The organism is Pantoea eucalypti (genome assembly GCF_009646115.1).
GTDB classification, from domain to species: Bacteria; Pseudomonadota; Gammaproteobacteria; order Enterobacterales; family Enterobacteriaceae; genus Pantoea; species Pantoea eucalypti.
In genome coordinates this window covers 1,883,186-1,908,545 of the sequence record NZ_CP045720.1, presented here as the reverse complement: position 1 = coordinate 1,908,545, position 25,360 = coordinate 1,883,186, and the positions used below count along the sequence as shown (strand labels likewise).

At 51.4% G+C, this 25,360-nt stretch carries 24 protein-coding genes, 2 tRNA genes and 3 other RNA genes; 14 read left to right on the top strand and 15 right to left on the bottom strand.

The window, feature by feature from the left end; translation table 11 throughout:
- Positions 1–167: 167 nt before the first annotated feature.
- Both EE896_RS08825 and EE896_RS08820 read left to right on the top strand, forming a co-directional pair.
- A complete protein-coding gene (locus tag EE896_RS08825; RefSeq protein ID WP_003853909.1) occupies positions 168–464 on the top strand; it encodes a YciI family protein in 297 nt (98 codons plus the stop codon).
- A 76-nt stretch (positions 465–540) separates the two neighbouring features.
- A complete protein-coding gene (locus EE896_RS08820; RefSeq protein ID WP_140915454.1) occupies positions 541–726 on the top strand; it encodes a hypothetical protein in 186 nt (61 codons plus the stop codon).
- A gap of 223 nt (positions 727–949) precedes the next feature.
- Here EE896_RS08820 and ycgZ read toward each other — a convergent pair whose 3' ends face one another.
- Positions 950–1,192 carry a regulatory protein YcgZ gene (ycgZ, locus tag EE896_RS08815; protein WP_003853913.1) on the bottom strand — a complete coding sequence of 81 codons (243 nt, stop codon included), beginning with the start codon at positions 1,190–1,192 and terminating at the stop codon, positions 950–952.
- Between the two features lie 352 nt (positions 1,193–1,544).
- Between ycgZ and EE896_RS08810 the strand changes: the two genes are divergently transcribed.
- Positions 1,545–1,862, top strand: coding sequence for a hypothetical protein (locus tag EE896_RS08810; RefSeq protein ID WP_003853915.1), 318 nt, complete (start codon positions 1,545–1,547; stop codon positions 1,860–1,862).
- On the opposite strand, the gene EE896_RS08805 is transcribed toward EE896_RS08810, so the two are convergent.
- Positions 1,863–2,036, bottom strand: a complete 174-nt coding sequence (locus tag EE896_RS08805) for a YciY family protein (RefSeq protein WP_003853917.1) — start codon at positions 2,034–2,036, stop codon at positions 1,863–1,865.
- A 159-nt stretch (positions 2,037–2,195) separates the two neighbouring features.
- Here EE896_RS08805 and cls point away from each other — a divergent pair, with 159 nt between their 5' ends.
- Together cls and EE896_RS08795 are read left to right on the top strand one after the other, a co-directional pair.
- The gene (gene cls / locus EE896_RS08800; RefSeq protein WP_003853919.1) at positions 2,196–3,656 is read left to right on the top strand and encodes a cardiolipin synthase; all 1,461 of its coding nucleotides are present in this window, start codon (positions 2,196–2,198) and stop codon (positions 3,654–3,656) included.
- A 45-nt stretch (positions 3,657–3,701) separates the two neighbouring features.
- Positions 3,702–4,025, top strand: a complete 324-nt coding sequence (locus EE896_RS08795; protein ID WP_140915455.1) for an HI1450 family dsDNA-mimic protein — start codon at positions 3,702–3,704, stop codon at positions 4,023–4,025.
- A 48-nt stretch (positions 4,026–4,073) separates the two neighbouring features.
- On the opposite strand, the gene oppF is transcribed toward EE896_RS08795, so the two are convergent.
- The 7 genes from oppF to EE896_RS08760 form a co-directional block, all read right to left on the bottom strand.
- On the bottom strand, positions 4,074–5,075 hold the full coding sequence (gene oppF / locus EE896_RS08790; protein WP_003853922.1) for a murein tripeptide/oligopeptide ABC transporter ATP binding protein OppF: 1,002 nt from the start codon (positions 5,073–5,075) through the stop codon (positions 4,074–4,076).
- Entirely contained in the window at positions 5,072–6,088 is a 1,017-nt protein-coding gene (gene oppD / locus EE896_RS08785; RefSeq protein ID WP_140915456.1) for an ABC transporter ATP-binding protein, read from the bottom strand. Before oppD ends, oppF begins: the two co-directional genes overlap by 4 nt.
- Positions 6,089–6,099: 11 nt before the next feature.
- A complete protein-coding gene (gene oppC / locus EE896_RS08780; RefSeq protein WP_003853926.1) occupies positions 6,100–7,008 on the bottom strand; it encodes an oligopeptide ABC transporter permease OppC in 909 nt (302 codons plus the stop codon).
- A gap of 14 nt (positions 7,009–7,022) precedes the next feature.
- Positions 7,023–7,943: an oligopeptide ABC transporter permease OppB gene (gene oppB, locus EE896_RS08775; protein ID WP_003853929.1), complete on the bottom strand. Its 921-nt coding sequence runs from the start codon at positions 7,941–7,943 to the stop codon at positions 7,023–7,025.
- Positions 7,944–8,035: 92 nt separating this feature from the next.
- Positions 8,036–9,676 carry an oligopeptide ABC transporter substrate-binding protein OppA gene (oppA, locus tag EE896_RS08770; protein WP_008925291.1) on the bottom strand — a complete coding sequence of 547 codons (1,641 nt, stop codon included), beginning with the start codon at positions 9,674–9,676 and terminating at the stop codon, positions 8,036–8,038.
- Between the two features lie 153 nt (positions 9,677–9,829).
- Positions 9,830–11,464 (bottom strand): ABC transporter substrate-binding protein, encoded by a 1,635-nt coding sequence (locus EE896_RS08765; protein ID WP_110411362.1) that lies wholly within the window; start codon positions 11,462–11,464, stop codon positions 9,830–9,832.
- 571 nt (positions 11,465–12,035) lie between these two features.
- Positions 12,036–12,683 (bottom strand): YchE family NAAT transporter, encoded by a 648-nt coding sequence (locus EE896_RS08760; RefSeq protein WP_003853931.1) that lies wholly within the window; start codon positions 12,681–12,683, stop codon positions 12,036–12,038.
- Positions 12,684–13,143: 460 nt separating this feature from the next.
- Between EE896_RS08760 and adhE the strand changes: the two genes are divergently transcribed.
- Entirely contained in the window at positions 13,144–15,831 is a 2,688-nt protein-coding gene (gene adhE / locus EE896_RS08755) for a bifunctional acetaldehyde-CoA/alcohol dehydrogenase (protein WP_039660120.1), read from the top strand.
- A 67-nt stretch (positions 15,832–15,898) separates the two neighbouring features.
- Here the strand turns inward: adhE and tdk are convergent, their stop codons facing one another.
- Complete coding sequence (gene tdk / locus EE896_RS08750; RefSeq protein WP_003852240.1) at positions 15,899–16,519, bottom strand: thymidine kinase; 621 nt, start codon at positions 16,517–16,519, stop codon at positions 15,899–15,901.
- A 410-nt stretch (positions 16,520–16,929) separates the two neighbouring features.
- On the opposite strand from tdk, the gene hns reads away from it, so the two are divergent.
- Positions 16,930–17,346, top strand: coding sequence for a histone-like nucleoid-structuring protein H-NS (gene hns, locus EE896_RS08745; RefSeq protein ID WP_003852241.1), 417 nt, complete (start codon positions 16,930–16,932; stop codon positions 17,344–17,346).
- A gap of 71 nt (positions 17,347–17,417) precedes the next feature.
- On the opposite strand, the gene EE896_RS08740 is transcribed toward hns, so the two are convergent.
- The 5 genes from EE896_RS08740 to rssA form a co-directional block, all read right to left on the bottom strand.
- Positions 17,418–18,425, bottom strand: coding sequence for an NAD-dependent epimerase (locus EE896_RS08740; RefSeq protein ID WP_003852243.1), 1,008 nt, complete (start codon positions 18,423–18,425; stop codon positions 17,418–17,420).
- Between the two features lie 14 nt (positions 18,426–18,439).
- Entirely contained in the window at positions 18,440–19,780 is a 1,341-nt protein-coding gene (locus EE896_RS08735) for a UDP-glucose dehydrogenase family protein (protein ID WP_003852248.1), read from the bottom strand.
- A gap of 22 nt (positions 19,781–19,802) precedes the next feature.
- Positions 19,803–20,711 (bottom strand): UTP--glucose-1-phosphate uridylyltransferase GalU, encoded by a 909-nt coding sequence (gene galU / locus EE896_RS08730; protein WP_008925296.1) that lies wholly within the window; start codon positions 20,709–20,711, stop codon positions 19,803–19,805.
- Positions 20,712–20,904: 193 nt separating this feature from the next.
- Entirely contained in the window at positions 20,905–21,921 is a 1,017-nt protein-coding gene (gene rssB, locus EE896_RS08725) for a two-component system response regulator RssB (protein ID WP_003852251.1), read from the bottom strand.
- Between the two features lie 99 nt (positions 21,922–22,020).
- Entirely contained in the window at positions 22,021–22,926 is a 906-nt protein-coding gene (rssA, locus tag EE896_RS08720) for a patatin-like phospholipase RssA (protein WP_003852252.1), read from the bottom strand.
- Between the two features lie 96 nt (positions 22,927–23,022).
- Between rssA and EE896_RS08715 the strand changes: the two genes are divergently transcribed.
- The 7 genes from EE896_RS08715 (at position 23,023) to EE896_RS08685 (ending at position 25,243) form a co-directional block, all read left to right on the top strand.
- A complete protein-coding gene (locus EE896_RS08715; RefSeq protein WP_071591703.1) occupies positions 23,023–23,478 on the top strand; it encodes a YchJ family protein in 456 nt (151 codons plus the stop codon).
- 55 nt (positions 23,479–23,533) lie between these two features.
- A complete protein-coding gene (gene purU / locus EE896_RS08710; protein WP_003852258.1) occupies positions 23,534–24,382 on the top strand; it encodes a formyltetrahydrofolate deformylase in 849 nt (282 codons plus the stop codon).
- Positions 24,383–24,526: 144 nt separating this feature from the next.
- Positions 24,527–24,611 (top strand) — tRNA-Tyr (locus EE896_RS08705).
- A gap of 40 nt (positions 24,612–24,651) precedes the next feature.
- Positions 24,652–24,736 (top strand) — tRNA-Tyr (locus EE896_RS08700).
- A 41-nt stretch (positions 24,737–24,777) separates the two neighbouring features.
- Positions 24,778–24,905, top strand: a non-coding RNA gene (locus tag EE896_RS08695) — RtT sRNA.
- 41 nt (positions 24,906–24,946) lie between these two features.
- Positions 24,947–25,074, top strand: a non-coding RNA gene (locus EE896_RS08690) — RtT sRNA.
- 41 nt (positions 25,075–25,115) lie between these two features.
- Positions 25,116–25,243: non-coding RNA, RtT sRNA (locus EE896_RS08685), on the top strand.
- Positions 25,244–25,360: the final 117 nt, after the last annotated feature.

The window sequence follows — 25,360 nt, the reverse complement described above, 5'->3', positions numbered from 1 at the left end:
TTTTAAATGCAAATAGCAATCAGTTTCAATAACTCCCGCCATCCTCTCTGAAGAAAAGCGCTTTTTAGCCCTTTATGCTGAGCGATTCACCCTCTACAGGTTTCGTTTGCACTCTAATCGTCAATCCCTTAACGTGTTGCAAAATTCGGATAATCAGGAGTTCCTTAGTGCTTTACGTCATTTATGCAGAAGATACTGCAGAGTCACTGGAAAAACGTAACGCCGTTCGCCCCGCCCATCTGGCGCGGCTTAAACTGCTGCAGGAAGAGGGACGCCTGATCATTGCAGGGCCGATGCCTGCAGTTGACAGTAACGATCCGGGCGTGGCGGGCTTTACCGGCTCAACGGTGATTGCTGAGTTTCCATCATTAGAAGCCGCACAATCCTGGGCGCAGGATGACCCTTATTTTGCCGCAGGCGTCTACAAACAGGTCTCGGTTAAACCATTCAAACGCGTCTTCTGATAGAGAACATGCAGTCAAAATGGCTTCTGTGCCTGGCACAGAAGCCATTTTTGTTTTTATCATTGAAGGAGGAAAGATGCAGATAATCATTATGGGACTGCTGGCAATTATCACGCTGCTGATTGGCGGTGCAGTTTATCTCTGGCGCAGCCAGGGGTGGCGTAATAAAAAACAGTGGATTGTCATGCTGATTGTGCTGGCGGCCGCCCTGCAACTGGTCAACGTTACGCTGATGATGACGGCGCAGCGTCTTCCGGGATAATGTTCACTTAGCAATGCATCTGGTTCACAGAATAATTGATTAACGCTTTAACCTTAACTGTGTTACGAGATAATCATAAGGCAACCCAATTTAATACCGTGGCGTTTATGCAGGACCACAATTAATAAAGGCGTTGCCCCTGACTGACTGAATTCGATCGCGTAGTGAGATTCGCCTGCACTCTGCTTTACACATCTCTTGCTGACACAATATCGGCGCGCGATTAACTCCGGTCCAGGATCAGGCCAATTAATGCATGGTAGTGCTGCTCTTCTTCCGGGTTGTCGACATGTTGTAAACGGCTGATAAGTTTTGAGCAGATAGCTTTACGATTCAGGCTACGGCCAGAACTGATAATTTCTGTAACAACAGATCCAAGAATGGCCTGCTGGGAAGGCTGCGCAGCACTGTGCAAATAAGCTGAGATATCAGATACTGAAGCGGGAATACGAACGTTAGTCTGCATGGTTGGCCCTCATAGGATTCATTAAAAGTTACTAACCGATGCGGTAAAGCTATACAACCAGGCCTTAGTTGTACAGGTATTTAGGTTAAAAAATCGCTGATTTGTACATTTAAAAAAATAAAATCATAAATTTCAGTAGCTTGACTAAATGTAAAGTTGTACAGGTTTCCTGTCATTCATCACCTCCTGTTCTGGTATCCTGACCGCTACGCGCTGTTGTTCGGCTAATTATGATCTGAACATCATTTTTTTAGCTTTAAAGAGGAATTATTCAGAAGGGCTGTCTACATTTATTACTGATTGATTACACCTCTGACCTCGAAGGGATGCGCAGTATCGTCGCGGGCTCATTATGAATAAAACCTACACTCGCCAGACTATTACGCTGTTTGATCCGCTGTTATCACGGATTCAGGCTATTGCCGATCCAAAAATTGAAGTCCTGAGTGGTTATCCGGCCAACTGCTCAGCGTGGCTGACCGTTTATTATCAGCGTAAGTCTGATAAATGGTCTTTTGAATGGTATGACCGTGTGGGTTATCGCAGACCCACATCGCTGGGCAGCGTAGTGGATTGTCTGATGCGTGAAGTCACCGATCGGGGAGCGTCACGACAGGAACATTCCATGGCGCGACGAGTAATGGATGAATTAGGGTTTCTGGAAGCCTGATTATATTATCTGCGTAATAAACAGAATCGAGCGACGCTGCTGCTGGGCCAGTTGATGGCGGATGCAGTGGATGCGTTTATAGCGTCGCGACTGCCCTTCCAGCCAGCGTGAACGACGGCGATGCACCTGGCGTAACATTCTCCAGCGCGCCACTTCATTTCTGCTTCGTTTCATCACTTCCTCACTGACGTCATCTATGCCGGGGCATTATAGAGATCTTTGCGGCAATGCCAAATCGGATCCTTCATCGATGATGTCCTGGATTAAGGGTTTCGTTAACCGGCTTCTGCACGTAAACTTGCCGGACGAAAGCGCGAACGGGACGTCCACTTTATGACCACTTTTTACACCCTGATCAGCTGGTTACTGGTATTTGGTTACTGGCTGCTCATAGCCGGGGTGACGCTGCGCGTATTAATGAAAAGACGTGCGGTAACATCCGCCATGGCATGGCTTCTGGTTATCTATATTCTGCCACTGGTAGGCATAATCGCTTATCTTTCGTTTGGCGAACTGCATCTGGGTAAACGTCGTGCGGAGCGTGCGCGCACCATGTGGCCGTCTACCGCCCGCTGGCTCAGTGACCTGAAACAGTGCCGTGAAATTTTTGCCACTGAACACAGTGACGTTGCTCGCTCGCTCTTCGAGCTTTGTTACCATCGCCAGGGCATTGCCGGGGTCAAGGGAAACCAGCTTCAGCTGCTTACCAGCTCTGACGATGTTATGCAGGCGCTGATTCGTGATATTCAACTGGCACGCCACAACATAGAGATGGTTTTTTATATCTGGCATCCCGGTGGGCTGGCAGATGAAGTCGCAGAATCGCTGATGGCGGCCTCGCGCCGTGGCGTTCACTGCCGACTGCTGCTCGACTCAGCGGGCAGCGTCGACTTTTTCCGCAGTCCCTGGGTGGGCATGATGCGCAATGCCGGGATCGATGTCGTAGAGGCGTTGCAGGTTAGCCTGCTGCGCGTCTTCCTGCGACGAATGGATCTCCGCCAGCATCGAAAAATCGTTCTGATTGATAATTACATCGCCTATACCGGCAGCATGAACCTGGTCGATCCGCGCTTCTTTAAACAAAGCGCGGGCGTAGGCCAGTGGATTGACCTGATGGCGCGTATGGAAGGTCCGGTAGCGACCGCGATGGGCATTGTTTTCAGCTGCGACTGGGAGATTGAGACCGGTAAGCGCATTCTGCCGCCGCCGCCCGATCGCAACATCATGCCGTTTGAACAGGAGAGCGGCCACACGGTGCAGGTCATCGCCTCCGGTCCTGGCTTCCCGGAAGATATGATTCATCAGGCGCTGCTGACCGCGGTCTATTCAGCGCGTGAGCAGCTGATCATGACGACTCCTTACTTAGTGCCGAGCGACGACCTGCTGCATGCTATCTGTACGGCCGCACAGCGTGGCGTTAATGTCAGCGTGATTGTGCCGCGTCATAACGACTCGCTGCTGGTCGGCTGGGCCAGCCGCTCCTTCTTCAGCGAGATGCTGGAAGCGGGCGTGAAAATCTATCAGTTTGAAGATGGTCTGCTGCACACTAAAAGCGTGCTGGTCGATGGACAGCTGAGCCTGGTGGGCACCGTGAACCTGGATATGCGCAGTTTATGGCTCAATTTTGAAGTGACGCTGGTGGTCGATGATGCCGGTTTTGGCAGCGATCTCGCCTGTGTGCAGGATGATTATATCGCCCGTTCCCGCCTGCTGGATGGCAAGCGCTGGGCAAAACGTGCGTGGTGGCAGCGCATCGTCGAACGACTGTTTTACTTCTTCAGCCCTTTACTGTAAAACGAGCCAGATTGTGTAAATGGCCGCAGGCCGACAGGACAGACTATGGATTTAAATAATCGCCTTACCGAAGATGAAACGCTGGAACAAGCCTACGATATCTTTCTTGAACTGGCTGTCGACAATCTTGATCCGGCAGACGTCATTATCTTCAATCTGCAGTTCGAAGAGCGCGGTGGCGCAGAGCTGTTTGATCCGTCTGAAGACTGGAAAGATCATGTCGATTTCGATCTGAACCCTGACTTTTTCGCCGAGGTGGTGATTGGGTTGGGTGAAGCGGACGGTGAACCGATTACCGACGTCTTTGCTCGCGTGTTGTTGTGTCGCGAAAAAGATCACAAGCTCTGTCATATCCTGTGGCGTGAATAAGCGTCAAAGCAGATAAGAAAACGCCGGGCAAGTGCCCGGCGTTTTGCATTATAGCGGGTCGACTTTCAGACAGGATACCGCATGGTGGAAACTGCCTTCCAGAAGCGGACGGGTTTTCGCACATTCCGGACCGGCAATCGGACAACGGGTGCGGAATACGCAGCCGGATGGCGGATTAATCGGCGACGGCAGCTCCCCTTCCAGCAGCTGAATCTCCTTGTTCTTCTCTTTATCCGGATCGGGAATCGGTACAGCAGACATCAGCGCACGGGTGTATGGATGCTGCGGATTGGTGTAGACCTCTTTGTAAGTCCCCAGCTCCACCGCATGCCCCAGATACATCACCAGCACCCGGTCAGAGATGTGTTTCACCACCGCCAGATCGTGCGCAATGAAAATCAGCGACAAGCCCATTTCCCGCTGCAACTGCTGCAGCAGGTTCACCACCTGCGCCTGAATCGAGACATCCAGTGCAGACACCGGCTCGTCACAGATAATCAGCTTCGGCTCCAGAATCAGCGCACGTGCGATACCGATACGCTGACACTGCCCACCCGAGAACTCATGCGGGTAGCGGTTAATCAGGTTTGGCAGAAGCCCGACTTTCATCATCATATTTTTGACACGGTCTTTGACTTCCTGACGCGCCATTTTTGGATGATAAGTACGAAGCGGCTCTGCGATGATATCGCCGATGGTCATGCGCGGGTTCAGGGACGCCAGGGGATCCTGGAATATCATCTGGATATCGCTGCGGGCTTTGCGCCACTCCTCTTCGCTCTGACCCAGCAGATCGCGGCCTAACCAGGCGACACGACCTTCGGTGGCCTTAACCAGGCCGATAATGGCGCGCGCCAGCGTCGATTTACCGCAACCCGACTCGCCCACCACGCCCAGGGTTTCACCTTCATACAGACGCAGGCTGACACCATCCACCGCTTTCAGGGTTTTTGATGGCTGCCAGAACCACTGTTTGCCATCTTTAATGTCGAAATGCACCTTGAGATCGGCGATTTCCAGTAACACTCTTTTTTCAGCTACGGTGCTCATACTAACTCCTCCACCGGCTTAAAGCAGGCACGCAGACGGCCATTGCCAAACGGTTCCAGCGGCGGTGCCTGGGTGCAGATATCCATCGCGTGCGGACAACGCGGCTGGAACGGGCAGCCCTGCGGCAGACGCAGCAGGTTCGGTGGATTGCCCGGAATGGTGGCCAGGGTTTCGCCTTCAATCGCATCCAGACGTGGCACCGCATTAAGCAGGCCAATTGAGTAAGGATGGGCTGGCTGGTAGAAGACATCACGGGCGCTGCCATACTCCATAGTGCGTCCGGCATACATCACCAGCACTTTGTCGCAGATGCCTGCCACCACGCCGAGATCATGGGTGATCATGATAATGGCGGTGTTGAACTCGCGTTTCAGGTCGTTGAGCAGCGTCATAATCTGCGCCTGCACCGTCACATCCAGCGCGGTAGTTGGCTCATCGGCAATCAGCAATTTTGGGCGGCACAGCAGCGCCATGGCGATCATCACACGCTGACGCATTCCGCCGGAGAATTCATGCGGGTACATTTTCATGCGTTTGCGTGCTTCTGGCATTTTCACCGCATCCAGCATCCTTACGGACTCTTCGAATGCCTGGGCGCTGTTCATCCCTTTGTGCAGCTTAAGCACTTCCATCAGCTGCTCGCCTACCCGCATATAGGGGTTCAGTGAGGTCATCGGATCCTGGAAGATCATCGCAATCTGTTCGGCGCGGAGTTTATTGAGCTGGTTCTCAGGCAGATTCAGGATCTCTTTACCGTTGAACATTGCTGAGCCGCCAATGCGGCCATTTTTTGCCAGTAGCCCCATCAGGGCAAAGGCGGTTTGTGACTTGCCAGAACCAGACTCGCCAACAATGCCCAGCGTTTCACCGGCGCGCAGCGAGAAGTTCAGGTCGTTGACGGCGGTAACATCCCCATCGTGCGTGCCAAAGGTCACGCGTAAATCTTTGACCGTAAGTAGCTGTTCGCTTCCCGCGCGGGCCGCCATCGCTGGCTTGAATTCATGAATAGTCATCGGGAAACTCCTTAACGATCTTTCGGGTCGAGGGCATCACGCAGGCCATCGCCAATAAAGTTGAAACAGAACAGCGTGACCACCAGGAAGCCCGCCGGATAGAGCAACAGCCACGGCGACACCTCCATTGAGTTAGCCCCGTCGCTGAGCAGCGCGCCCCAGCTACTCAGCGGCTCCTGTGTCCCCAGACCCAGGAAGCTCAGGAAGGATTCAAACAGGATCATGCTCGGTACCAGCAGCGAGGCGTAAACCACCACCACGCCCAGTACGTTTGGCACGATGTGACGTACCACGATTTTCCAGGTTGATACCCCACCGACATGCGCCGCTTCGATGAACTCTTTGCGCTTCAGGCTCAGCGTCTGGCCGCGCACAATACGCGCCATATCCAGCCATGAAACCATGCCGATAGCGGCAAAAATCAGCAGGATATTACGACCAAAGAAGGTCACCAGCAGGATCACGAAGAACATAAACGGGAAGGAGTTGAGAATTTCCAGAATACGCATCATCACCGAGTCGGTTTTGCCGCCCAGGTAACCGGCTATTGAGCCATACAGCGTGCCGACGATCACCGCAATCAGCGCAGACGCTACGCCCACCATCAGTGAGATACGACCACCGATGGCCACACGGACCAGTATGTCACGTCCCGATGAATCGGTGCCAAACCAGTGACCAGATGTCGTATCGGGCGGTGAGGACATCATGGACCAGTCGGTATCGTCGTAGGTGAAATGCGCCAGCATCGGCGCAAAAATCACGAACAGCGTGATTACTAACAACACCAGCAGACTGATTAAGGCTGCCCGGTTATGGATAAAACGACGACGCGCGTCCTGCCAGAGACTGCGCCCTTCTACTTCCAGCTTTTCACTGAACGCATCAAGAGCTTCGCTGTTTTTCTTACTTAACATCATGGCGAACTCCGCAATCAGTAACGAATTTTGGGATCGATAACGGCATAGAGCACGTCAACAATCGCGTTAAACAGAATGGTCAGCAAACCGACCAGGATGGTCAGGCTCATCACCAGAGAGTAGTCACGGTTCAGCGCGCCGTTCACAAACAGCTGACCGATACCCGGCAGACCGTAGATCGACTCAATCACCATCGAACCGGTGATGATGCCGACAAACGCCGGTCCCATGTAGGAAATCACGGGCAGCAATGCGGGCTTGAGCGCATGACGCAGCACAATGCGGCGCAGCGGCAAGCCTTTGGCGCGCGCGGTGCGGATAAAATTGGAGTGCATCACTTCAATCATTGAACCACGAGTGATACGCGCAATACTGGCGATATACGCCAGCGACAGCGCCACCATCGGCAACAGCATGTAGTTCCACTGACCACCGTTCCAGCCACCGCCGGGCAGCCATTTCAGGGTGATGGCGAAGAGCAGAACCAGCAGCGGCGCGACCACGAAACTCGGTATCACCACGCCGGTCATTGCCACCCCCATCACCACGAAGTCCCATATACTGTTCTGTTTAAGCGCGGCGATCACACCCGCCGTGACGCCCAGTATCACCGCCAGCAGGAACGCGGCCAGGCCGAGTTTGGCTGAGACCGGGAACGCGTGCGCGACCAGATAGTTGACCGAATAATCTTTGTATTTAAACGAAGGGCCGAAATCGCCGTGCGCCAGCTGCAGCAGGTAATCAACATACTGCTTACCGATGGGATCGTTGAGGTGATATTTCGCCTCAATATTGGCCATCACTTCCGGGGCCAGGGTGCGCTCGCCGGTAAACGGGCTGCCGGGTGCCAGTCGCATCATAAAGAAGGAGATGGTGATCAGGACGAACAGCGTCGGAAGCGCTTCAAGCAAGCGACGCAGGATGAATTTTAACATTGCCGTACCTACCAGGCTGTTGCATCACAACATATAAATAAGTAAAAAAGGCGGCGCCAGACGCGCCGCCACTGCTGATAGCCTGAATGCTATTAGTGTTTGATAATGTAGAAGTCTTTATCCAGGGTTTTATCCAGTGGATCTTTACCGGTATAACCGCCGACATAAGGCTTCACCAGACGCGTATTTACGTAGTAGTAAACCGGTACGATGGTGCTGTCTTTATCCAGGATCTGCTCCGCTTTCTGATAATCCACTGCGCGGGCTTTCGCATCCGGTGCCTTAATCGCGTCACGGATCACTTTGTCAAACGCCTCGCTCTTATAGTGCGAGGTGTTACTGCTGCTGTTAGACAGCATGGTGTTCAGGAATGAAGTGGGTTCGTTATAGTCCGCACACCAGGCCGCACGCGATACATCGAAGTTACCCTGATGACGGGTATCCAGGAAGGTTTTCCACTCCTGGTTTTCCAGCTTGATGTTCACACCGATGTTTTTCTTCCAGATCGACGAGGCGGCAATCGCCAGCTTCTTATGCAGATCGGAGGTGTTATACAGCAGGTTAAAGGTCAGCGGTTTGTCGGCGGTATAGCCGGCTTCAGCCAGCAGCTTTTTCGCTTCGGCATTACGTTTGTCCTGTGACCATTTGAACCAGTCTGGCGGCAGGATATCCATGCCGTCGGTTGATGGCGGCGTGTAGCTGTAGGCCGGCTTCTGGCCCTGCGCCAGCACTTTGTTAACCATGATGTCACGATCCAGACCCAGCTTCAGGGCGGCGCGAACGCGTGGATCGGTGAATGGCGCTTTCTGGTTGTTGATTTCGTAGTAATAGGTGCAGAGATAAGGATCGACGTGCAGCTCTTTGCCGTTGTCACGCTGCAGTTTCTTAAACAGCTCAATCGGCAGATTGTTGTAAGTCATGTCGCTGCCGTTCTCGGAGAAGTAACGGTTAACGTCGCTGACTTCGGAACTGATTGGCAGGAAGGTGACTTTGTTCAGCACGGTGTGTTCGTTGTCCCAGTAATTCGGGTTACGCACCAGGGTGATACGCTCGTTGATCACGTGCGCGTCGAGTTTAAAGGCACCGTTGCCGACCCAGTTCTGTGGCTGAGTCCACTGATCGCCAAACTTCTCAATCGCCGGTTTATAAACCGGTGACATTACGGAGTTGATCAGCAGTTTATCAAAATAGGGAACCGGCTCACTCAGCGTGACTTCCAGCGTGTGATCGTCCAGGGCTTTCACGCCCAGATCGGTAATCGGTTTTTTACCGGCAATGATGTCATCGACGTTCAGGATATGACCATATTGCGGATAACTGGCGTACGGTGAAGCGGTTTTAGGATCGACCAGACGCTCCCAGCTGTAAACGAAGTCCTGCGCGGTCACCGGCTCGCCGTTGGACCATTTAGCATTTTTACGCAGGTGGAACGTCCACACTTTGAAGTCTTTATTTTCGTAACTTTCCGCTACAGCCGGAATCGGTTTACCGTTGCTGTCATTGACCAGCAGACCTTCGTAAAGATCGCGCGCCACGTTGTCTTCCGGCACGCCTTCGATTTTGTGCGGATCGAGCGACTGCACTTCATCGCCATTGCCGCGAATCAGCTCCTGTTTAGCGGCCAGCTCAACGCCTGCGGGCACATTTGCTGCGAAAGCCGCATTCCCTGCCAAAGCACTCACTGCGGCGAAAACACCCGCTGCTATCAGGCTTTTTTTCGTGATGTTGTTCATTATTACACTCCAGTTTTATTATCGTCACCGTGGCGATGCGCTGCCCCGGCGTCCCCCGTCTCCGGGCTCCCTGGCCTGTTACCAGGGAGATTGACCCCAAAATGGTCTGTACGTTGATGCGTTCCCGACTGTCTCGCCGTACGGGCGATCAGATCAGTGTTGTTTGATGAAATAGTACTTCAGGTCTGTCATGTCCTGCGGGTCTTTGCCCGTAAAGCCGCCAACCCAGGGCTTTACCAGGCGCACACTTACGCGGTAGTAAACTGGCACAATTGGTGAGTCTTTGTCGAGTTGTGTTTCAGCCTGCTGATACAGGTCGGCACGCTGCGCCTCACTGCCCGCCGTCAGCGTTTCCTTCATCAGACGATCGAAGGTCGCGCTGCTGTAAAACGCGGTGTTGATCGAGGCGTTGCTGATTAGCATATTCAGGAAGGTTGAGGGTTCGTTGTAATCGGCACACCAGGTAGCACGGACCACGTCATATTGCGCCTGATGGCGGGTCTCCAGCATGGTTTTCCATTCCTGATTCTGCAGTGTCACTTTCGCGCCAAGGTTTTTCTGCCACATCGAGGCAGCTGCAATCGCCTGCCGTTTGTTCTGATCTGAGGTGTTATAGAGCAGCGTAAAGGTCAGCGGATGGGCAGCATCGAAGCCTGCCTCGGCCAGCAGCTTCTTCGCGGCGTCATTACGCTGCGCCTGCGTCCAGGTGAACCAGGCAGGCGGCGTGAGTTTGATACCGGCGGTGAAAGGCGGTGTCAGGCTATAGGCGGGAATTTGTCCCTGGGCCATGATCTTATTGGCAATCACTTCGCGATCGAGGGTCATTTTCAGCGCGGCACGAACCCGTGCATCGGTGAACGGCGCCTTTTTATTGTTAATTTCGTAGTAGAACGTACAGAGCAATGGACTGACTTTCACTTCGTCGCCCAGCTCTTTGCGTAGTTTGCCAAACATCTCCGGCGGCACCGCACTGTTGGTCATATCCGTGCCGCCGCTGCGGTAGCGATTGATATCACTGTTTTCAGAGGCGATAGGCAGAAATGTCCCCTGCTCAATGACCGTATGGGCATTGTCCCAGTATTGTGGATTGCGTTTCAGGACGATTTTTTCATTGACGATCCAGTCGTCCAGCGTATAAGCGCCGTTACCAATGTAATGACCCGGACGCGTCCAGGCTTCACCCCACTGCTTAATGGCCGGTTCATAAACCGGCTTCATCGCGGTAAGCGCCAGCATCGCGACCAGGTAAGGCACTGGTTCACTCAGGGTAATCTGCAGACGATGGGCATCCAGCGCTTTCACACCCAGTTGATCAGGTGACGCTTTACCGGCAAGGATGGCATCGATATTGGCAAAATGGGCTGCCTGCGGATAGCTTGAATAAGGCGACGCCGTTTTCGGGTCCACCAGGCGACGCCAGCTGTAGACGAAATCATTCGCGGTCACCGGCTCACCATTGCTCCACTTTGCATCACCCCGCAGATTAAAAATCCAGACGGTAGGTTGCGGATTCTCCCAGCTTTTGGCGACGCCTGGCACGACCTGACCGCTGTTGTCAGTATTGACCAGTCCGTCCAGCAGATTTTGAATAATATTGGACTCCGGCACGCCTTCAGTTTTATGCGGATCCAGTGAAGAGACTTCGCTTCCGTTATTAATCACCATCTGCTGTTGCGCAGCCAGTGCCGTTCCCGGCGGAACGGTGGCGGCATAGGCCGGTGAAAACGCCAGTAACAGAACACCTGCGAGTGAGGACCGCTTTTGCTGCAAGTTCTTTATCCCAATCATCCGAAACGCCAACCTTATTTAAGTATCCCGATAGGCTTAAGCAAAAAGCGTTCTCACTTTGGGCTTTCAGAGAAAAAATTCACGTTAAGCCAAAAATTATCAGAAGGCGTTAAGGGGCGCCAAAGCAAAATAACGAAAATGTTAACTAATTCTCTTTTATCATGAGATGTCACGAAGCGGAAGTGTTAATTTTCGTTCTGAAAATTTCATATCAATATGAAAAATAGGCGTTTTAGCCGGAAAGCTCTTTGCGAAGCAGGATCAGGTGACAAATTGTGCCTGTTTTGGCATTCATACTGATAAATCCGGCTTCAGCATGATGAAATTCAGGCTTACCGTAATATTGTGGCGGATTATGAGGCAGAGTTAAAAGTGCAGAGGAGAATATCGTGTGAAAATAGTGACATTATTTCCCACGAAAAAGTCTGTGAGCAAACACGCAGTAATGAAATTTATAATCGTGCCTCTATTTTAAGTATCGCGAATAATTGCATCGTAATAGTGCAATGAAAGGCCATTTTGCACCATTACGGATCATTACTTCATTTCATTGCCTGAAATAAGTGAGGGTTTAATTCAGCAGACCGGGAAAAATAGACTTCATACCGGTTACAACAAATTCAATGCCCAGTGCCATCAGTAACAAACCCATGATACGGGTAATGACGTTGATGCCGGTCTGGCCGAGAATACGCACCATTAATGGTGCAGCCCTGAACAGTAACCAGCAACAGAAGGCAAAGATAGCGATTGCCAGGGTAAAACCCATCAGGTTCAGCCAGCTGTGATAACGGGTACTCCAGACGATTGTCGAGCTGATAGCACCTGGCCCCGCCATCAGTGGCAGCGCCAGAGGCACAACGCCCACGCTTTCACGGATCGCCGTTTCTGACTTTTCCTGCTTGTTCTGCTTATCCTCACCCAGCTTGCCGCTGATCATCGACATCGCAATGGTGACGACCAGAATCCCACCCGCAATGCGGAAAGAGTCAATCGAAATACCGAACACATGCAGAATCGCATCGCCCAGAAAAAGTGACGTCCAGAGAATGATGGCCACCGCAAGATTAGCGGTAAGGTTAGTTTTATTACGCTCAGCCACGCCCTGATATCGGGTCATGCTGATGAACACCGGAATAATGCCCACTGGATTGACCAGCGCAAAGAGCCCGACAAAAAATTTTATATAGCCTGATAAATCTAACAGCGCAGGGTTCACGACTTTAACTCCGTACCACAGGGGGGAAACGCGCCTAATGTATGTGAAAACAGACCTGTACACCAGATGCTGAGCCAGCTATTTATATAGATGAATGAACGCTCCTTTAGCGCTTTACACCAGAGATTAAAAAGTGACTGGATTTAGACGCTACCAGGCTGACTGCCAGCATGTGAAAGTCCATTTGAGCTGATAAAGGATCAGCCCTGTGCTGAAAGGTGTCAGCCTGCGGTTAAATTGATCTGCATCAAAATTGACCTACCCCAAACCAGGTAATATTTTCACAACGGAAGTATTAGCGGCATCAATGAAAACGTCTTCACAGACAACGCAAGACTTATTCAGTAAACAGTTGAAAATCCTGTCATTACATCCTGATATAGCGCATTTTTTGAGCATAGCTATACTCAGGGCGCAGGATTGTTTACTAAAAAAGTTTAACTTCCTTCAGGAGAACACCATGGCCGTAACCAATGTCGCTGAACTCAATGCACTGGTTGAACGTGTAAAAAAAGCCCAGCGTGAATATGCCAATTTTTCTCAGGAACAGGTCGACGCCATATTTCGTGCCGCCGCCCTCGCTGCCGCAGATGCCCGCATCCCCCTTGCTAAGATGGCTGTTGCCGAATCCGGTATGGGCATCGTCGAAGACAAAGTCATTAAAAACCATTTTGCTTCAGAATATATCTACAACGCCTATAAAGATGAAAAGACCTGCGGTGTGTTAGCCACCGACGATACTTTCGGCACCATCACCATCGCCGAGCCGATTGGCCTGATTTGCGGTATCGTCCCGACCACCAATCCAACCTCAACCGCCATCTTCAAAGCGCTAATCAGCCTCAAAACCCGCAACGGTATCATTTTCTCGCCACATCCACGTGCCAAAGACGCAACGAATAAAGCGGCAGATATCGTCCTGCAGGCCGCGATTGCCGCCGGTGCGCCTAAAGACATTATCGGCTGGATCGACGCCCCATCTGTTGAGCTGTCAAACCAGCTGATGCATCACCCCGATATCAACCTGATTCTCGCCACTGGTGGACCGGGAATGGTGAAAGCGGCTTACAGCTCCGGCAAACCGGCAATTGGTGTGGGTGCCGGTAATACGCCGGTGGTGATTGATGAAACCGCCGATGTGAAACGTGCCGTTGCGTCAATTCTGATGTCGAAAACGTTTGATAACGGCGTGATCTGCGCCTCAGAACAATCGGTAATCGTGGTTGATTCGGTCTATGACGCAGTGCGTGAACGTTTTGCCAGCCATGGTGGTTACATGCTGCAGGGCGCCGAGCTGAGTGCAGTTCAGAATATCATCCTTAAAAACGGCGGCCTCAATGCGGCCATCGTGGGTCAACCGGCATTTAAAATTGCGGAGATGGCCGGGCTAACCGTACCAGCAGACACGAAAATTTTGATTGGTGAAGTGAAACTCGTGGATGAATCTGAACCTTTTGCCCATGAAAAACTCTCCCCAACGCTGGCGATGTATCGGGCGAAAGATTTCCAGGATGCGGTTAATAAAGCGGAGAAACTGGTCGCGATGGGCGGTATCGGTCACACCTCCTGCCTTTATACCGACCAGGACAACCAGACTGAGCGCGTGCACTACTTCGGCGACAAAATGAAAACTGCGCGTATTCTGATCAACACGCCGGCTTCACAGGGCGGTATCGGTGACCTCTACAACTTTAAACTGGCCCCCTCTCTGACGCTGGGTTGTGGTTCATGGGGCGGTAACTCTATTTCAGAAAACGTCGGTCCAAAACACCTGATTAATACCAAAACTGTCGCCAAGCGAGCTGAGAATATGTTGTGGCATAAACTTCCTAAATCCATCTACTTCCGTCGGGGTTCACTGCCTATTGCGCTGGAAGAAGTGGCAACGGATGGCGCGAAACGTGCCTTTATTGTCACTGACCGTTTCCTGTTCAACAACGGCTATGCCGACCAGGTCACCCGCGTGCTGAAATCACACGGCATCGAAACCGAAGTCTTCTTCGAAGTTGAAGCTGACCCGACGCTGAGCATCGTGCGTAAAGGTGCCGAGCAGATGAACAGCTTCAAGCCTGATGTCATCATCGCACTGGGTGGTGGTTCCCCGATGGATGCCGCGAAAATCATGTGGGTGATGTACGAACATCCGGAAACCCACTTCGAAGAGCTGGCGTTACGTTTCATGGATATCCGTAAACGTATCTACAAATTCCCGAAAATGGGCGTAAAAGCACGGATGGTGGCCATCACCACGACCTCCGGGACCGGTTCAGAAGTCACACCGTTCGCCGTGGTGACCGATGACGCGACAGGTCAGAAATATCCACTCGCTGACTATGCATTGACCCCGGATATGGCGATTGTCGATGCTAACCTGGTGATGGATATGCCGCGTTCACTCTGCGCCTTTGGTGGTCTGGATGCAGTGACCCACGCGCTGGAAGCCTACGTTTCTGTGCTGGCAAATGAGTACTCTGATGGGCAGGCACTGCAGGCACTGAAACTGTTAAAAGAGAATCTGCCAGCCAGTTATGCTGAAGGCGCGAAAAATCCGGTTGCGCGTGAACGTGTCCACAACGCTGCTACTATCGCCGGCATTGCGTTCGCCAACGCCTTCCTTGGGGTCTGTCACTCAATGGCGCACAAACTGGGTTCAGAATTCCATATCCCTCACGGCCTGGCTAATGCGCTGTTAATCTCGAACGTTATTCGCTACAACGCCAATGACAACCCGACTAAACAGACCGCTTTCAGCCAGTATGATCGTCCGCAGGCCCGTCGTCGCTACGCTGAAATTGCGGACCATTTAGGTTTGAGCGCGCCGGGCGACCGCACTGCGCAAAAAATCGAGAAGTTACTGGCATGGCTGGATGAGATTAAAACTGAACTGGGTATCCCGACCTCCATCCGTGAAGCGGGTGTGCAGGAAGCGGACTTCCTGGCAAAAGTCGACAAACTGGCCGATGATGCCTTTGATGACCAGTGTACCGGTGCTAACCCACGTTATCCGCTGATTGCTGAGCTGAAACAGATTATGCTCGACACTTTCTACGGTCGTGAATTTGTTGAACCGTTCTCAAGCGTCGCTCAGGCGGTTGCTCAGCAGCCGGTTAAAGGAATCAAGGCTGATAAGAAGGCGAAAAAGGTCTGATAATGACCCGCTGACACTGTGATAAGAAAACCCGCCACGGCGGGTTTTTTATTACCTGAAAAGAGGGTTACGGCAGCGGAGTCTGTGCACCATGAATCGCCTGTAACGAGCCCTGCTCTATCGCCTGTTTATAGTGCTTACGACAGACGGAGATATAACTTTCGTTACCGCCAATCACGACCTGCTCACCTTCACTGAACGGTTTACCTTCACTATCCAGTCGCAGCACCATGCTGGCCTTGCGGCCGCAGTGACAGATAGTTTTAAGCTCAACCAGCTTATCAGCCCATGCCAGCAGATACTGACTGCCCACAAACAGTTCACCCCGGAAATCAGTTCGCAAGCCATAACAGAGCACAGGGATGTCCAGATCGTCCACGACATCAGAGAGCGCTTTGACCTGTTCCCGGGTCAGGAACTGACTCTCATCAACTAACACGCAGTGAATAGGCTGCACAGCATGTTCAGCAGCAATTTCACTGTAAAGTGCAGTCTCTGCATTGTAGAGCACAGCGGGAGACGAAAGTCCGATGCGGGAACTCACCTGCCCGGCACCAAAGCGATTATCGATCTCAGCGGTGTAGACCAGTGAACGCATGCCGCGCTCCTGATAGTTATAGGAAGATTGCAGCAGTGCAGTTGATTTCCCTGCATTCATGGCAGAGTAATAGAAATAAAGTTGGGCCATAGGAACGTATCTTCATCGGGACTGAACAGAATGGCGCGCATATTAACACAAAGCGCAGGGAATACGTTGACGCCGATGGAGGAATAGAGCGTAATGCCCGCCCGCTTACCGTTAAACAGGCAGTTTATGACGACCGTCAGGTGCGTCAGGAAAGAGAATAAGTTTTGCTTATTTTAACTGCAATGCAAGCAATGACATTTTTGTTACTGCCTTAAATACATTAAATTTATTTCATATCATACTAAGCGAAAATATTTTTCATTCGGCATAATTATGAATTATTCCCCCTCAGGTTATTTTAATTTCCAGCGTTATTAGCCGTGATCATTTTTTTTATGATTGAAGTTATTTAACGTCACCACTACTATTAGCGGGCAACACAACTTTCCCCTTATTCAGAGACCAGGACAATGAGCGAAGCACTAAAAGTTCTTAATAATATCCGTACGCTGCGCGCCCAGGCCAGAGAGTATTCCGTAGAAACACTGGAAGAGATGCTGGAAAAACTGGACGTGGTGGTAAAAGAACGCCGCGAAGAAGAGTCGCATTTTCAGGCAGAAAATGAAGAACGCACGCGTAAACTTAATCAGTATCGTGAAATGTTGCTGGCCGATGGAATCGACCCGAATGAACTGATTAACGCCCAGGCCGCGACTCCCCGAACTGCGGCAAAAGCTAAACGCTCAGTGCGCCCGGCTAAATATGCTTATACCGATGAAAAAGGTGAGTCCAGAACATGGACCGGTCAGGGACGTACACCTGCGGTGATCAAAATAGCACTGGAAGAACAGGGTAAAACGCTGGACGATTTTTTACTGAAACAGTAAACAGTGCCGCGACATTAGTATCAGCCTGATGCGCAAAAAAAAGGAAGCAGACGCTTCCTTTTTTCTTTAAATCAGACGCTGTAAAAATCCCGATACCAGTCAACGAATTTTTTAACGCCCTCTTCAACACCGGTCTGCGGTTTAAAACCAATGGCCTCAAACAACGCGCTTGTATCCGCACTGGTTTCCAGTACATCACCGGGTTGCATCGGCATCAGATTTTTATTCGCAGTAATACCCAGTGCTTTCTCAATCGCTTCGATATAGCTCATCAACGTAACAGGCTGACTATTACCAATGTTATAAACACGATATGGGGCTGAACTGGTTGCGGGTGAACCGGTTTCAACGGTCCAGTGATCATCCTTCTGAGGTATAACATCCTGCAGACGAACAATCGCTTCAGCAATATCGTCAATATAGGTAAAGTCGCGTTTCATCTGGCCCTGGTTATAAACATCTATCGCTTCACCGGCAATCATTGCGCGCGTGAATTTGAATAATGCCATATCCGGGCGGCCCCACGGCCCATAGACGGTAAAGAAGCGCAATCCGGTTGTCGGCAACTGATAAAGATGCGAGTAAGTATGCGACATGAGCTCATTGGCTTTTTTGGTCGCCGCATATAATGATACCGGATGATCAACGCTGTCTTCCGTTGAGAACGGCATCTTGCGGTTCAGACCATAAACTGAACTGGATGAAGCATAGAGCAGATGTTCAATTTTATGATGACGGCAGCCTTCAAGGATATTGAGGTGACCGATCAGATTAGCGTCTGCGTAAGCATGAGGGTTTTCGATGGAATACCTGACACCAGCCTGAGCGCCAAGGTGAATAACGCGCTGGAACCTGTTCTGGCCGAACAGTGATGCCATTGCATCACGGTCCGCCAGGTCCATCTCAATAAAGGTAAAACCTGGGTTGGCTTTAATTAAATTGAGACGGGCATGCTTGAGATTTACGTCATAATAATCATTCAGGTTGTCGATACCGACAACCTGGTGACCGGCGGCCAGCAGACGCTGACTAACATGAAAACCAATAAAGCCTGCGGCGCCGGTGACCAGAAAGTTCATAAATCCCTCGTTAATTATGCAGTTTGAATAGACGCTCCGCGGCCGATTGCATAATAAACGAAACCGCGTTTGCTGATACGCTCTGGATCATACAGGTTACGACCATCAAAAATCACGGCTTCTTTCAGCGCATTTTTGATAATGTCGAAGTCAGGCGCACGGAAGTTTTGCCACTCCGTACAGATGACCAGACCGTCTGCACCCTGCAGGGCTGCTTCTTTGGTCCCCATCAGCTTCAGATCGCTGCGGTGACCATAGATACGCTGCGCTTCGTCCATTGCTTCAGGGTCAAACGCCTGAACAGAAGCGCCCGCTTCCCACAGCGTTTCCATCAGCACACGGCTTGAGGCTTCACGCATGTCGTCCGTATTAGGCTTGAATGACAGACCCCAGAGTGCAAACGTTTTACCTTTCAGATCGTCGCCAAAATGACGCTTAATGAAGGTAGGCAGTTTATTTTTCTGGTTGTCATTCACATCTTCCACGGCCTGTAACAGACGTGGCTGATAGCCAATAGACTCCGCGGTACGGATCAACGCCTGCACATCTTTCGGGAAGCAGGAGCCGCCGTAGCCACAGCCAGGGTAGATAAAGTGGTAGCCAATGCGGGGATCTGAACCGATGCCCTGGCGTACTTTTTCAATATCCGCACCTAAACGTTCAGCCAGGTTAGACATCTCGTTCATAAAGCTGATTTTGGTTGCCAGCATGCAGTTAGCGGCATACTTAGTCAGCTCTGCGCTGCGGATATCCATCATGATCATGCGATCGTGGTTACGGTTAAACGGCTCATAAAGCTCACGTAACAGCTCTACCACGTCGTCGTTGTCAGTACCGACAACGATACGCTCCGGACGCATGCAGTCATTAACTGCAGCACCCTCTTTCAGGAATTCAGGGTTTGAAACCACATCAAATGTGATGTTGGCATCACGCGCTTTCAGCGCTTCCGTCATTACCGCACGAACTTTGTCTGCTGTGCCAACCGGAACGGTTGATTTGTCGATAACCACTTTGTGATCGTTCATATGCTGCGCAATGGTGCGCGCTACGGCGGTCACATATTTCAGATCGGCAGAGCCGTCTTCATCCGGTGGAGTACCGACTGCAATAAACTGCATAACACCATGGTTTACGCCCAGCTCAGCATCAGTGCTGAACTTCAGACGACCCGCTTCGTAATTGGACATTACCAGCGGCGTTAAACCTGGTTCGAAAATAGGAATGATGCCTTTTTTCAGATTTTCGACTTTGTTTTCGTCGACATCAATGCAGAGAACGTCATGTCCGACTTCGGCTAACACCGCAGCCTGAACCAGACCGACATAGCCGATACCAAATACAGTGACTTTCATCGAGTTATCCTGTGTTTATGAATTACTTTTTGTTGCCAACTGCGCCATCGAGCCATTCAGAAAAATCTTTGCCCAATACCGGATGACGAACACCGTACTCAACGAAAGCCTGCATGTAGCCCAGCTTATTACCGCAATCATGGCTCACGCCTTTCAGGTGGTAAGCTTCGACAGTCTCTTTTTCCATCAGCATGGCAATGGAGTCAGTGAGCTGAACTTCACCGCCTGCACCTGGAGGGGTTTTCGCCAGCAGTGGCCAGATCTCTGAAGAGAGAACATAACGACCGACTACAGCCAGGTTAGAAGGTGATTCTGACGCTTTAGGCTTCTCAACCACACCGACCATCGGCGCGCTGTCGCCTGGGTTCAGTTCTGCGCCCTGGCAATCAACAACACCATAAGCGGTCACATCGGCAACCGGCTCAACCATTATCTGGCTGCGGCCAGACTCTTCATAACGGCTCAGCATTTCTGCCAGGTTATCTTTGGTTGGGTTGGATTCGTATTCGTCGATGATGACGTCTGGCAGGATAACGGCAAATGGCTCATCACCGATCAGTGGGTGTGCACACATCACTGCGTGACCCAGACCTTTGGCAATGCCCTGACGAACCTGCATGATGGTAACGTGTGGCGGGCAGATTGACTGGATTTCGTCCAGCAGCTGACGCTTAACACGTTTTTCCAGCATGGATTCCAGTTCGAAGCTGGTATCAAAGTGGTTTTCGATGGCATTTTTTGATGAATGCGTTACCAGCACAATTTCATTGATGCCAGCAGCGATACACTCGTTAACGACATACTGGATTAACGGCTTATCAACCAGCGGTAACATCTCTTTTGGAATCGCTTTGGTAGCCGGGAGCATACGCGTGCCCAAACCCGCTACCGGGATTACCGCTTTTTTTACTTTGGTATTATTGGCAGACATTAAGATACCTCTCTCATAGGCCGTTCAAGTTAATACTTGATATGTCGGTTTAAATTCGGAAATGAGTATATCAGCTAGTATCGAACGGATTTATCCTGGAAGGCATGAAACCGTCGAAATTAAGACTATTACCCAACTGTAAAGCTAAACTCTGGCCCTGTCCTCAGCACCAGAATCTTTCGTTTTTTAGCCCTTATTCTTCGGTCGACAGCATCAGCCGGATGCGCCCGCCCGCGCCCCACACATGGCATTGCCAGTTATCAGCACGCTGACTGATTTGGTTCAGATGGGTGCTACCCATAGTGCCAAGAGGGACGCCATTGCTGAGCTGAATCTGATGGGTATGAACATGAAGTGTGGCGTTTAATCCGGCGGAAACCAGGATCAAGTTTTTTAAACCGCGGTGATAGTAACCAACCAGCAACGGGAACTGACCGCTGAGATTTGCCTGACGGAGTAACAGATTAACCTGTCTGAGCAATCCATTAAGCTCTGGCAGGCGCTGTTTTTGTCCGGTCAGCTGCTCCTGTAACAGACCATTGAACAGAGCCCGCAACAGCAACGCCGCCAGCACGCCATTGTCACCGGCGCGCGTGACGTCCAGACAGTAAAATGCCAGATCTTTATCGGAGAGCGCCGCGATATCAAGCACCAGTCCGGGCTGCTCAGCCATTGTCAGCTGGCGGTAGTTAACCCGACAGTTGGCAATCGTCTGTTGTACCGGAGGCTGGAGTTGCTTAAGCAGCTTGGCAGCCGCTTTGGGATCGCGAACCAGCGCATCCCAGTCCTGGAACAGTTGCTCATCCTCTTCCACTTTCGAGGTGAACATAGAGGGATAGAGACACTCATAGACCGCTTCACGGAAGCGTTCAAAGTTTTTCAGCGGTTTTAGCAGCACATCCTGCACCCCAAGACGCAGTACGTGAGCGATATCAGACATGTTTTCAGTGGCCGAAATGATTAAAATCGGCACCACATTGCCACGGGTGCGAATATGCTCAACAAACTGGATGCCGCTCATGCGAGGCATTTCCAGATCGCAGATAATCAGGTCGACAGTATGCTGTTGTAGTTGTGTAATTGCTTCCAGACCGTCTTCCGCTTGTAACGTCACAGCACCCATCGATAACAAAAATTGGTCCAGCAACGAACGGAAAACAGCCTCATCTTCGACAATGAGTATCTTTTTGCCGAGTAGTGGTTTTTCCATTCTTTCCCCCTGCGTACCAGATATTTCAATAGTGGTTCATAAAACGCAGTTGCGCCTTTCAGAATTGCCCGAAGTCACCGCTTTGAATGAACAACTTCATTATCTGCCACGGACCAGTGGTAATAGTTCATCCATTTTCTTCTCTACGGCCGCCCTGCCTGCCTCGATAGCCTCTTCAGCACGATGAAAGTCCAGCGTCGAAATTTGCGGACAGACCGGCTGTATTAAAACGTCGGGTGGATCGCCTGCCATACGGTTCATCTTCAGGCGATTCTCCAGCACCTGGATTGAGGTGGACATAATCTCCATCGCGCCAGGCGACTGAGATGCACGGCGCTGGGTGAAATTCACCAGGCGCTGTCGCAGTTTCCCACCCCAACTCAATGCCGCTGCTGCGGCTTCTTCTTCGCTGTTCTGAGGCGTAACGGAAAAGAGATCCTGTTGCATTAAATGCGCGTCATGCTGTAAATCAACGGCAATAACAATGTCTGCGCCCAGGGCACGCGTCAGTGAGACTGGCACCGGATTGACCACGGCACCATCTACCAGCCAATACCCATTGTAGCCCACTGGTGGTAATAAACCTGGCATACTACAGGATGCACGCACGGCCTGATGTAAATCGCCCTCAGTGAGCCAGAGTTCACGACCGGTACTTAGGTTGGTCGCCACCACGCCAAAAGGTTTATGGCACTGCTCAATCGCATCGTTAGGGATAAGCTGACGAACATGGTTGAAAACCCGCTCGCCGCGTAAAAGTCCGCCACGCTGCCACGAGACATCCATCAGACGAATAACATCCCAGTAGCGGAATGCACTGACCCATTTCTGCATCAACGGCAAACGATTATTCACATAGGCAGACCCAACCAGTGCGCCGACTGAGCAACCTGCAACAACGTCAATCTCAATGCCAGCGCGCTCCAGGGCGTTGATCACACCAATGTGTGCCCATCCTTTGGCCGCTCCAGACCCCAGAGCCAATCCAATTTTTACTTTTCTCATTTGTATCTGGTCCTGCCGTCAATACGTAGCGTCACAACGTGGGGTCAGCTAACATAGCGCGCCTGTGAAATCGACTCATCATTCTCTGGAGATAATGTGTCAGAAACCTGCCCATGTTGTAGCGGAGAGCAGTATAGCGTATGTTGCGAGCCCTTTCTGCAGGGCAACCAAATTCCTTTTACAGCTGAACAACTTATGCGATCCCGTTATTGCGCTTATGTTCAGCATAATGCGGAGTATCTGGTTGCGACCTGGCATCCTGATAAACGCCATCCCGGCCTGTCAGGGCTTTTATCTGAAAGTTTCCCGGGTACCGTTTGGCTTAGCCTGAATGTAACCCGTTGTAATCATGGAAGCCATGAGAACGAAGCTTTCGTCACCTTTTTTGCGCGATACCGCGAGAACGACAACATTCATGCCATTCATGAGTGTTCACGCTTTCTTCGCGAGGATCAACGCTGGTACTATGTTGACGGTACAGCACCGCCCGTGGGGCGTAACGATCCCTGCCCATGTGGCAGTGGCAAAAAATACAAAAAATGTTGTGGTTAAGCTGATGGCTGCCCCAGCGGTTTACCCCTAATGCTTTGACAGGACTCTGATTGAGATGCAAGCGCAAACCATGCAAAGAAAAGTTTTACGAACCATTTGTCCCGATGCAAAAGGTCTGATCGCCAAAATCACCAATATTTGTTACAAGCACGAACTCAATATCGTGCAGAACAATGAGTTTGTTGATCATCGCACCGGGCGTTTTTTCATGCGCACCGAGCTGGAAGGGATTTTCAACGACAACACCCTGCTCGCCGATCTCGACAGCGCTCTGCCACAGGGTTCTGTGCGTGAACTGCACAGCGCCGGTCGTCGTCGCGTAGTGATTCTGGTCACCAAAGAAGCGCACTGCCTGGGCGACCTGTTAATGAAGAGCGCCTTTGGCGGCCTGGATATGGAGATCGCGGCAGTAGTCGGTAATCACGACACGCTGCGTTCACTGGTTGAGCGTTTCGATATTCCCTTTGTACTGGTGAGTCATGAGGGTCTGACGCGGGAAGAGCACGATAACCGCATGGTGGAAGAGATTGATCGCTATCAGCCCGACTACGTGGTGCTGGCAAAATATATGCGTGTCCTGACGCCTGCTTTTGTGCAGCGTTATCCGAACCAGATCATCAATATTCACCACTCGTTCCTGCCCGCCTTTATCGGTGCCCGCCCTTATCACCAGGCTTATGAGCGCGGCGTGAAGATCATCGGTGCCACCGCGCACTATGTGAATGACAATCTCGATGAAGGCCCCATCATCATGCAGGATGTGATCAACGTCGATCACAGCTACACCGCTGATGAGATGATGCGCGCCGGTCGCGACGTAGAAAAGAATGTTCTGAGCAACGCACTCTACAAAGTTCTGGGGCAGCGCGTCTTCGTTTATGGCAATCGCACGATTATTCTTTAATCAGCCAGCGTGCTGAATTGTCTGCAGATTCAGCGCTACGCGTAAAAAGTGGGCAAACAGATGTTGTTTTGCCAGTGGGCGCTTTACACCTTTATCGCATTTGGTATGATGCGCCCCGCTTTAAGAGAGAAAGATTCAGGCCATGGTGGGATTCCCGAGCGGCCAAAGGGAGCAGACTGTAAATCTGCCGTCACAGACTTCGAAGGTTCGAATCCTTCTCCCACCACCATCTGAATCTGAAACATCTTAAGCCACGTCAATATATCCCTGGTGGGATTCCCGAGCGGCCAAAGGGAGCAGACTGTAAATCTGCCGTCACAGACTTCGAAGGTTCGAATCCTTCTCCCACCACCATTCTGCAAATCGCATATGAATCCCAAAAAACTACCCAAGCTTCCTGTTCTGCGGGGAGAGGGATGAGAACCTTCGATTAAGGTTCGTGTCGAGCATCGCGAGACAACGCGCTTCAGCGCGGCCCGCAGGGTGAGGCGCAACGCGCCGAATAATCCTTCTCCCACCACCATTCTGCAAATCCCACACGAATCCCAAAAAACTACCCAAGCTTCCTGTTCTGCGGGGAGAGGGATGAGAACCTTCGATTAAGGTTCGTGTCGAGCATTGCGAGACAACGCGCTTCAGCGCGGCCCGCAGGGTGAGGCGCAACGCGCCGAATAATCCTTCTCCCACCACCATCCTGCATATCGCACACGAATCCCAAAAAACTACCCAAGCTTCCTTTTCTGCGGGGAGAGGGATGAGAACCTTCGATCAAGGTTCGTGTCGAGCATCTCGTGACAACGCGCTTCAGCGCGGCCCGCAGGGTGAGGCGCAACGCGCCGAATAATCCTTCTCCCACCACCATTCTGCAAATCGCACACGAAACCCAAAAAACTACCCAAGCTTCCTGTTCTGCGGGGAGAGGGATGAGAACATTCGATTAAGGTTCGTGTGCAGCATCGCGCTTCTGCGCTACCCGAT

Coding starts and splice junctions, on each gene's coding strand:
- adhE (WP_039660120.1), top strand. CDS start 13,144: ATGGCCGTAACCAATGTCGCTGAACTCAATGCACTGGTTGAACGTGTA.
- EE896_RS08740 (WP_003852243.1), bottom strand. CDS start 18,425: ATGAACTTTCTGGTCACCGGCGCCGCAGGCTTTATTGGTTTTCATGTT.
- EE896_RS08820 (WP_140915454.1), top strand. CDS start 541: ATGCAGATAATCATTATGGGACTGCTGGCAATTATCACGCTGCTGATT.
- EE896_RS08810 (WP_003853915.1), top strand. CDS start 1,545: ATGAATAAAACCTACACTCGCCAGACTATTACGCTGTTTGATCCGCTG.
- oppC (WP_003853926.1), bottom strand. CDS start 7,008: ATGATGTTAAGTAAGAAAAACAGCGAAGCTCTTGATGCGTTCAGTGAA.
- oppF (WP_003853922.1), bottom strand. CDS start 5,075: ATGAGCACCGTAGCTGAAAAAAGAGTGTTACTGGAAATCGCCGATCTC.
- rssB (WP_003852251.1), bottom strand. CDS start 21,921: ATGGAAAAACCACTACTCGGCAAAAAGATACTCATTGTCGAAGATGAG.
- oppD (WP_140915456.1), bottom strand. CDS start 6,088: ATGACTATTCATGAATTCAAGCCAGCGATGGCGGCCCGCGCGGGAAGC.
- oppB (WP_003853929.1), bottom strand. CDS start 7,943: ATGTTAAAATTCATCCTGCGTCGCTTGCTTGAAGCGCTTCCGACGCTG.
- purU (WP_003852258.1), top strand. CDS start 23,534: ATGCAAGCGCAAACCATGCAAAGAAAAGTTTTACGAACCATTTGTCCC.
- hns (WP_003852241.1), top strand. CDS start 16,930: ATGAGCGAAGCACTAAAAGTTCTTAATAATATCCGTACGCTGCGCGCC.
- EE896_RS08795 (WP_140915455.1), top strand. CDS start 3,702: ATGGATTTAAATAATCGCCTTACCGAAGATGAAACGCTGGAACAAGCC.
- oppA (WP_008925291.1), bottom strand. CDS start 9,676: ATGAACAACATCACGAAAAAAAGCCTGATAGCAGCGGGTGTTTTCGCC.
- EE896_RS08765 (WP_110411362.1), bottom strand. CDS start 11,464: ATGATTGGGATAAAGAACTTGCAGCAAAAGCGGTCCTCACTCGCAGGT.
- EE896_RS08735 (WP_003852248.1), bottom strand. CDS start 19,780: ATGAAAGTCACTGTATTTGGTATCGGCTATGTCGGTCTGGTTCAGGCT.
- cls (WP_003853919.1), top strand. CDS start 2,196: ATGACCACTTTTTACACCCTGATCAGCTGGTTACTGGTATTTGGTTAC.
- rssA (WP_003852252.1), bottom strand. CDS start 22,926: ATGAGAAAAGTAAAAATTGGATTGGCTCTGGGGTCTGGAGCGGCCAAA.
- ycgZ (WP_003853913.1), bottom strand. CDS start 1,192: ATGCAGACTAACGTTCGTATTCCCGCTTCAGTATCTGATATCTCAGCT.
- tdk (WP_003852240.1), bottom strand. CDS start 16,519: ATGGCCCAACTTTATTTCTATTACTCTGCCATGAATGCAGGGAAATCA.
- galU (WP_008925296.1), bottom strand. CDS start 20,711: ATGTCTGCCAATAATACCAAAGTAAAAAAAGCGGTAATCCCGGTAGCG.
- EE896_RS08805 (WP_003853917.1), bottom strand. CDS start 2,036: ATGAAACGAAGCAGAAATGAAGTGGCGCGCTGGAGAATGTTACGCCAG.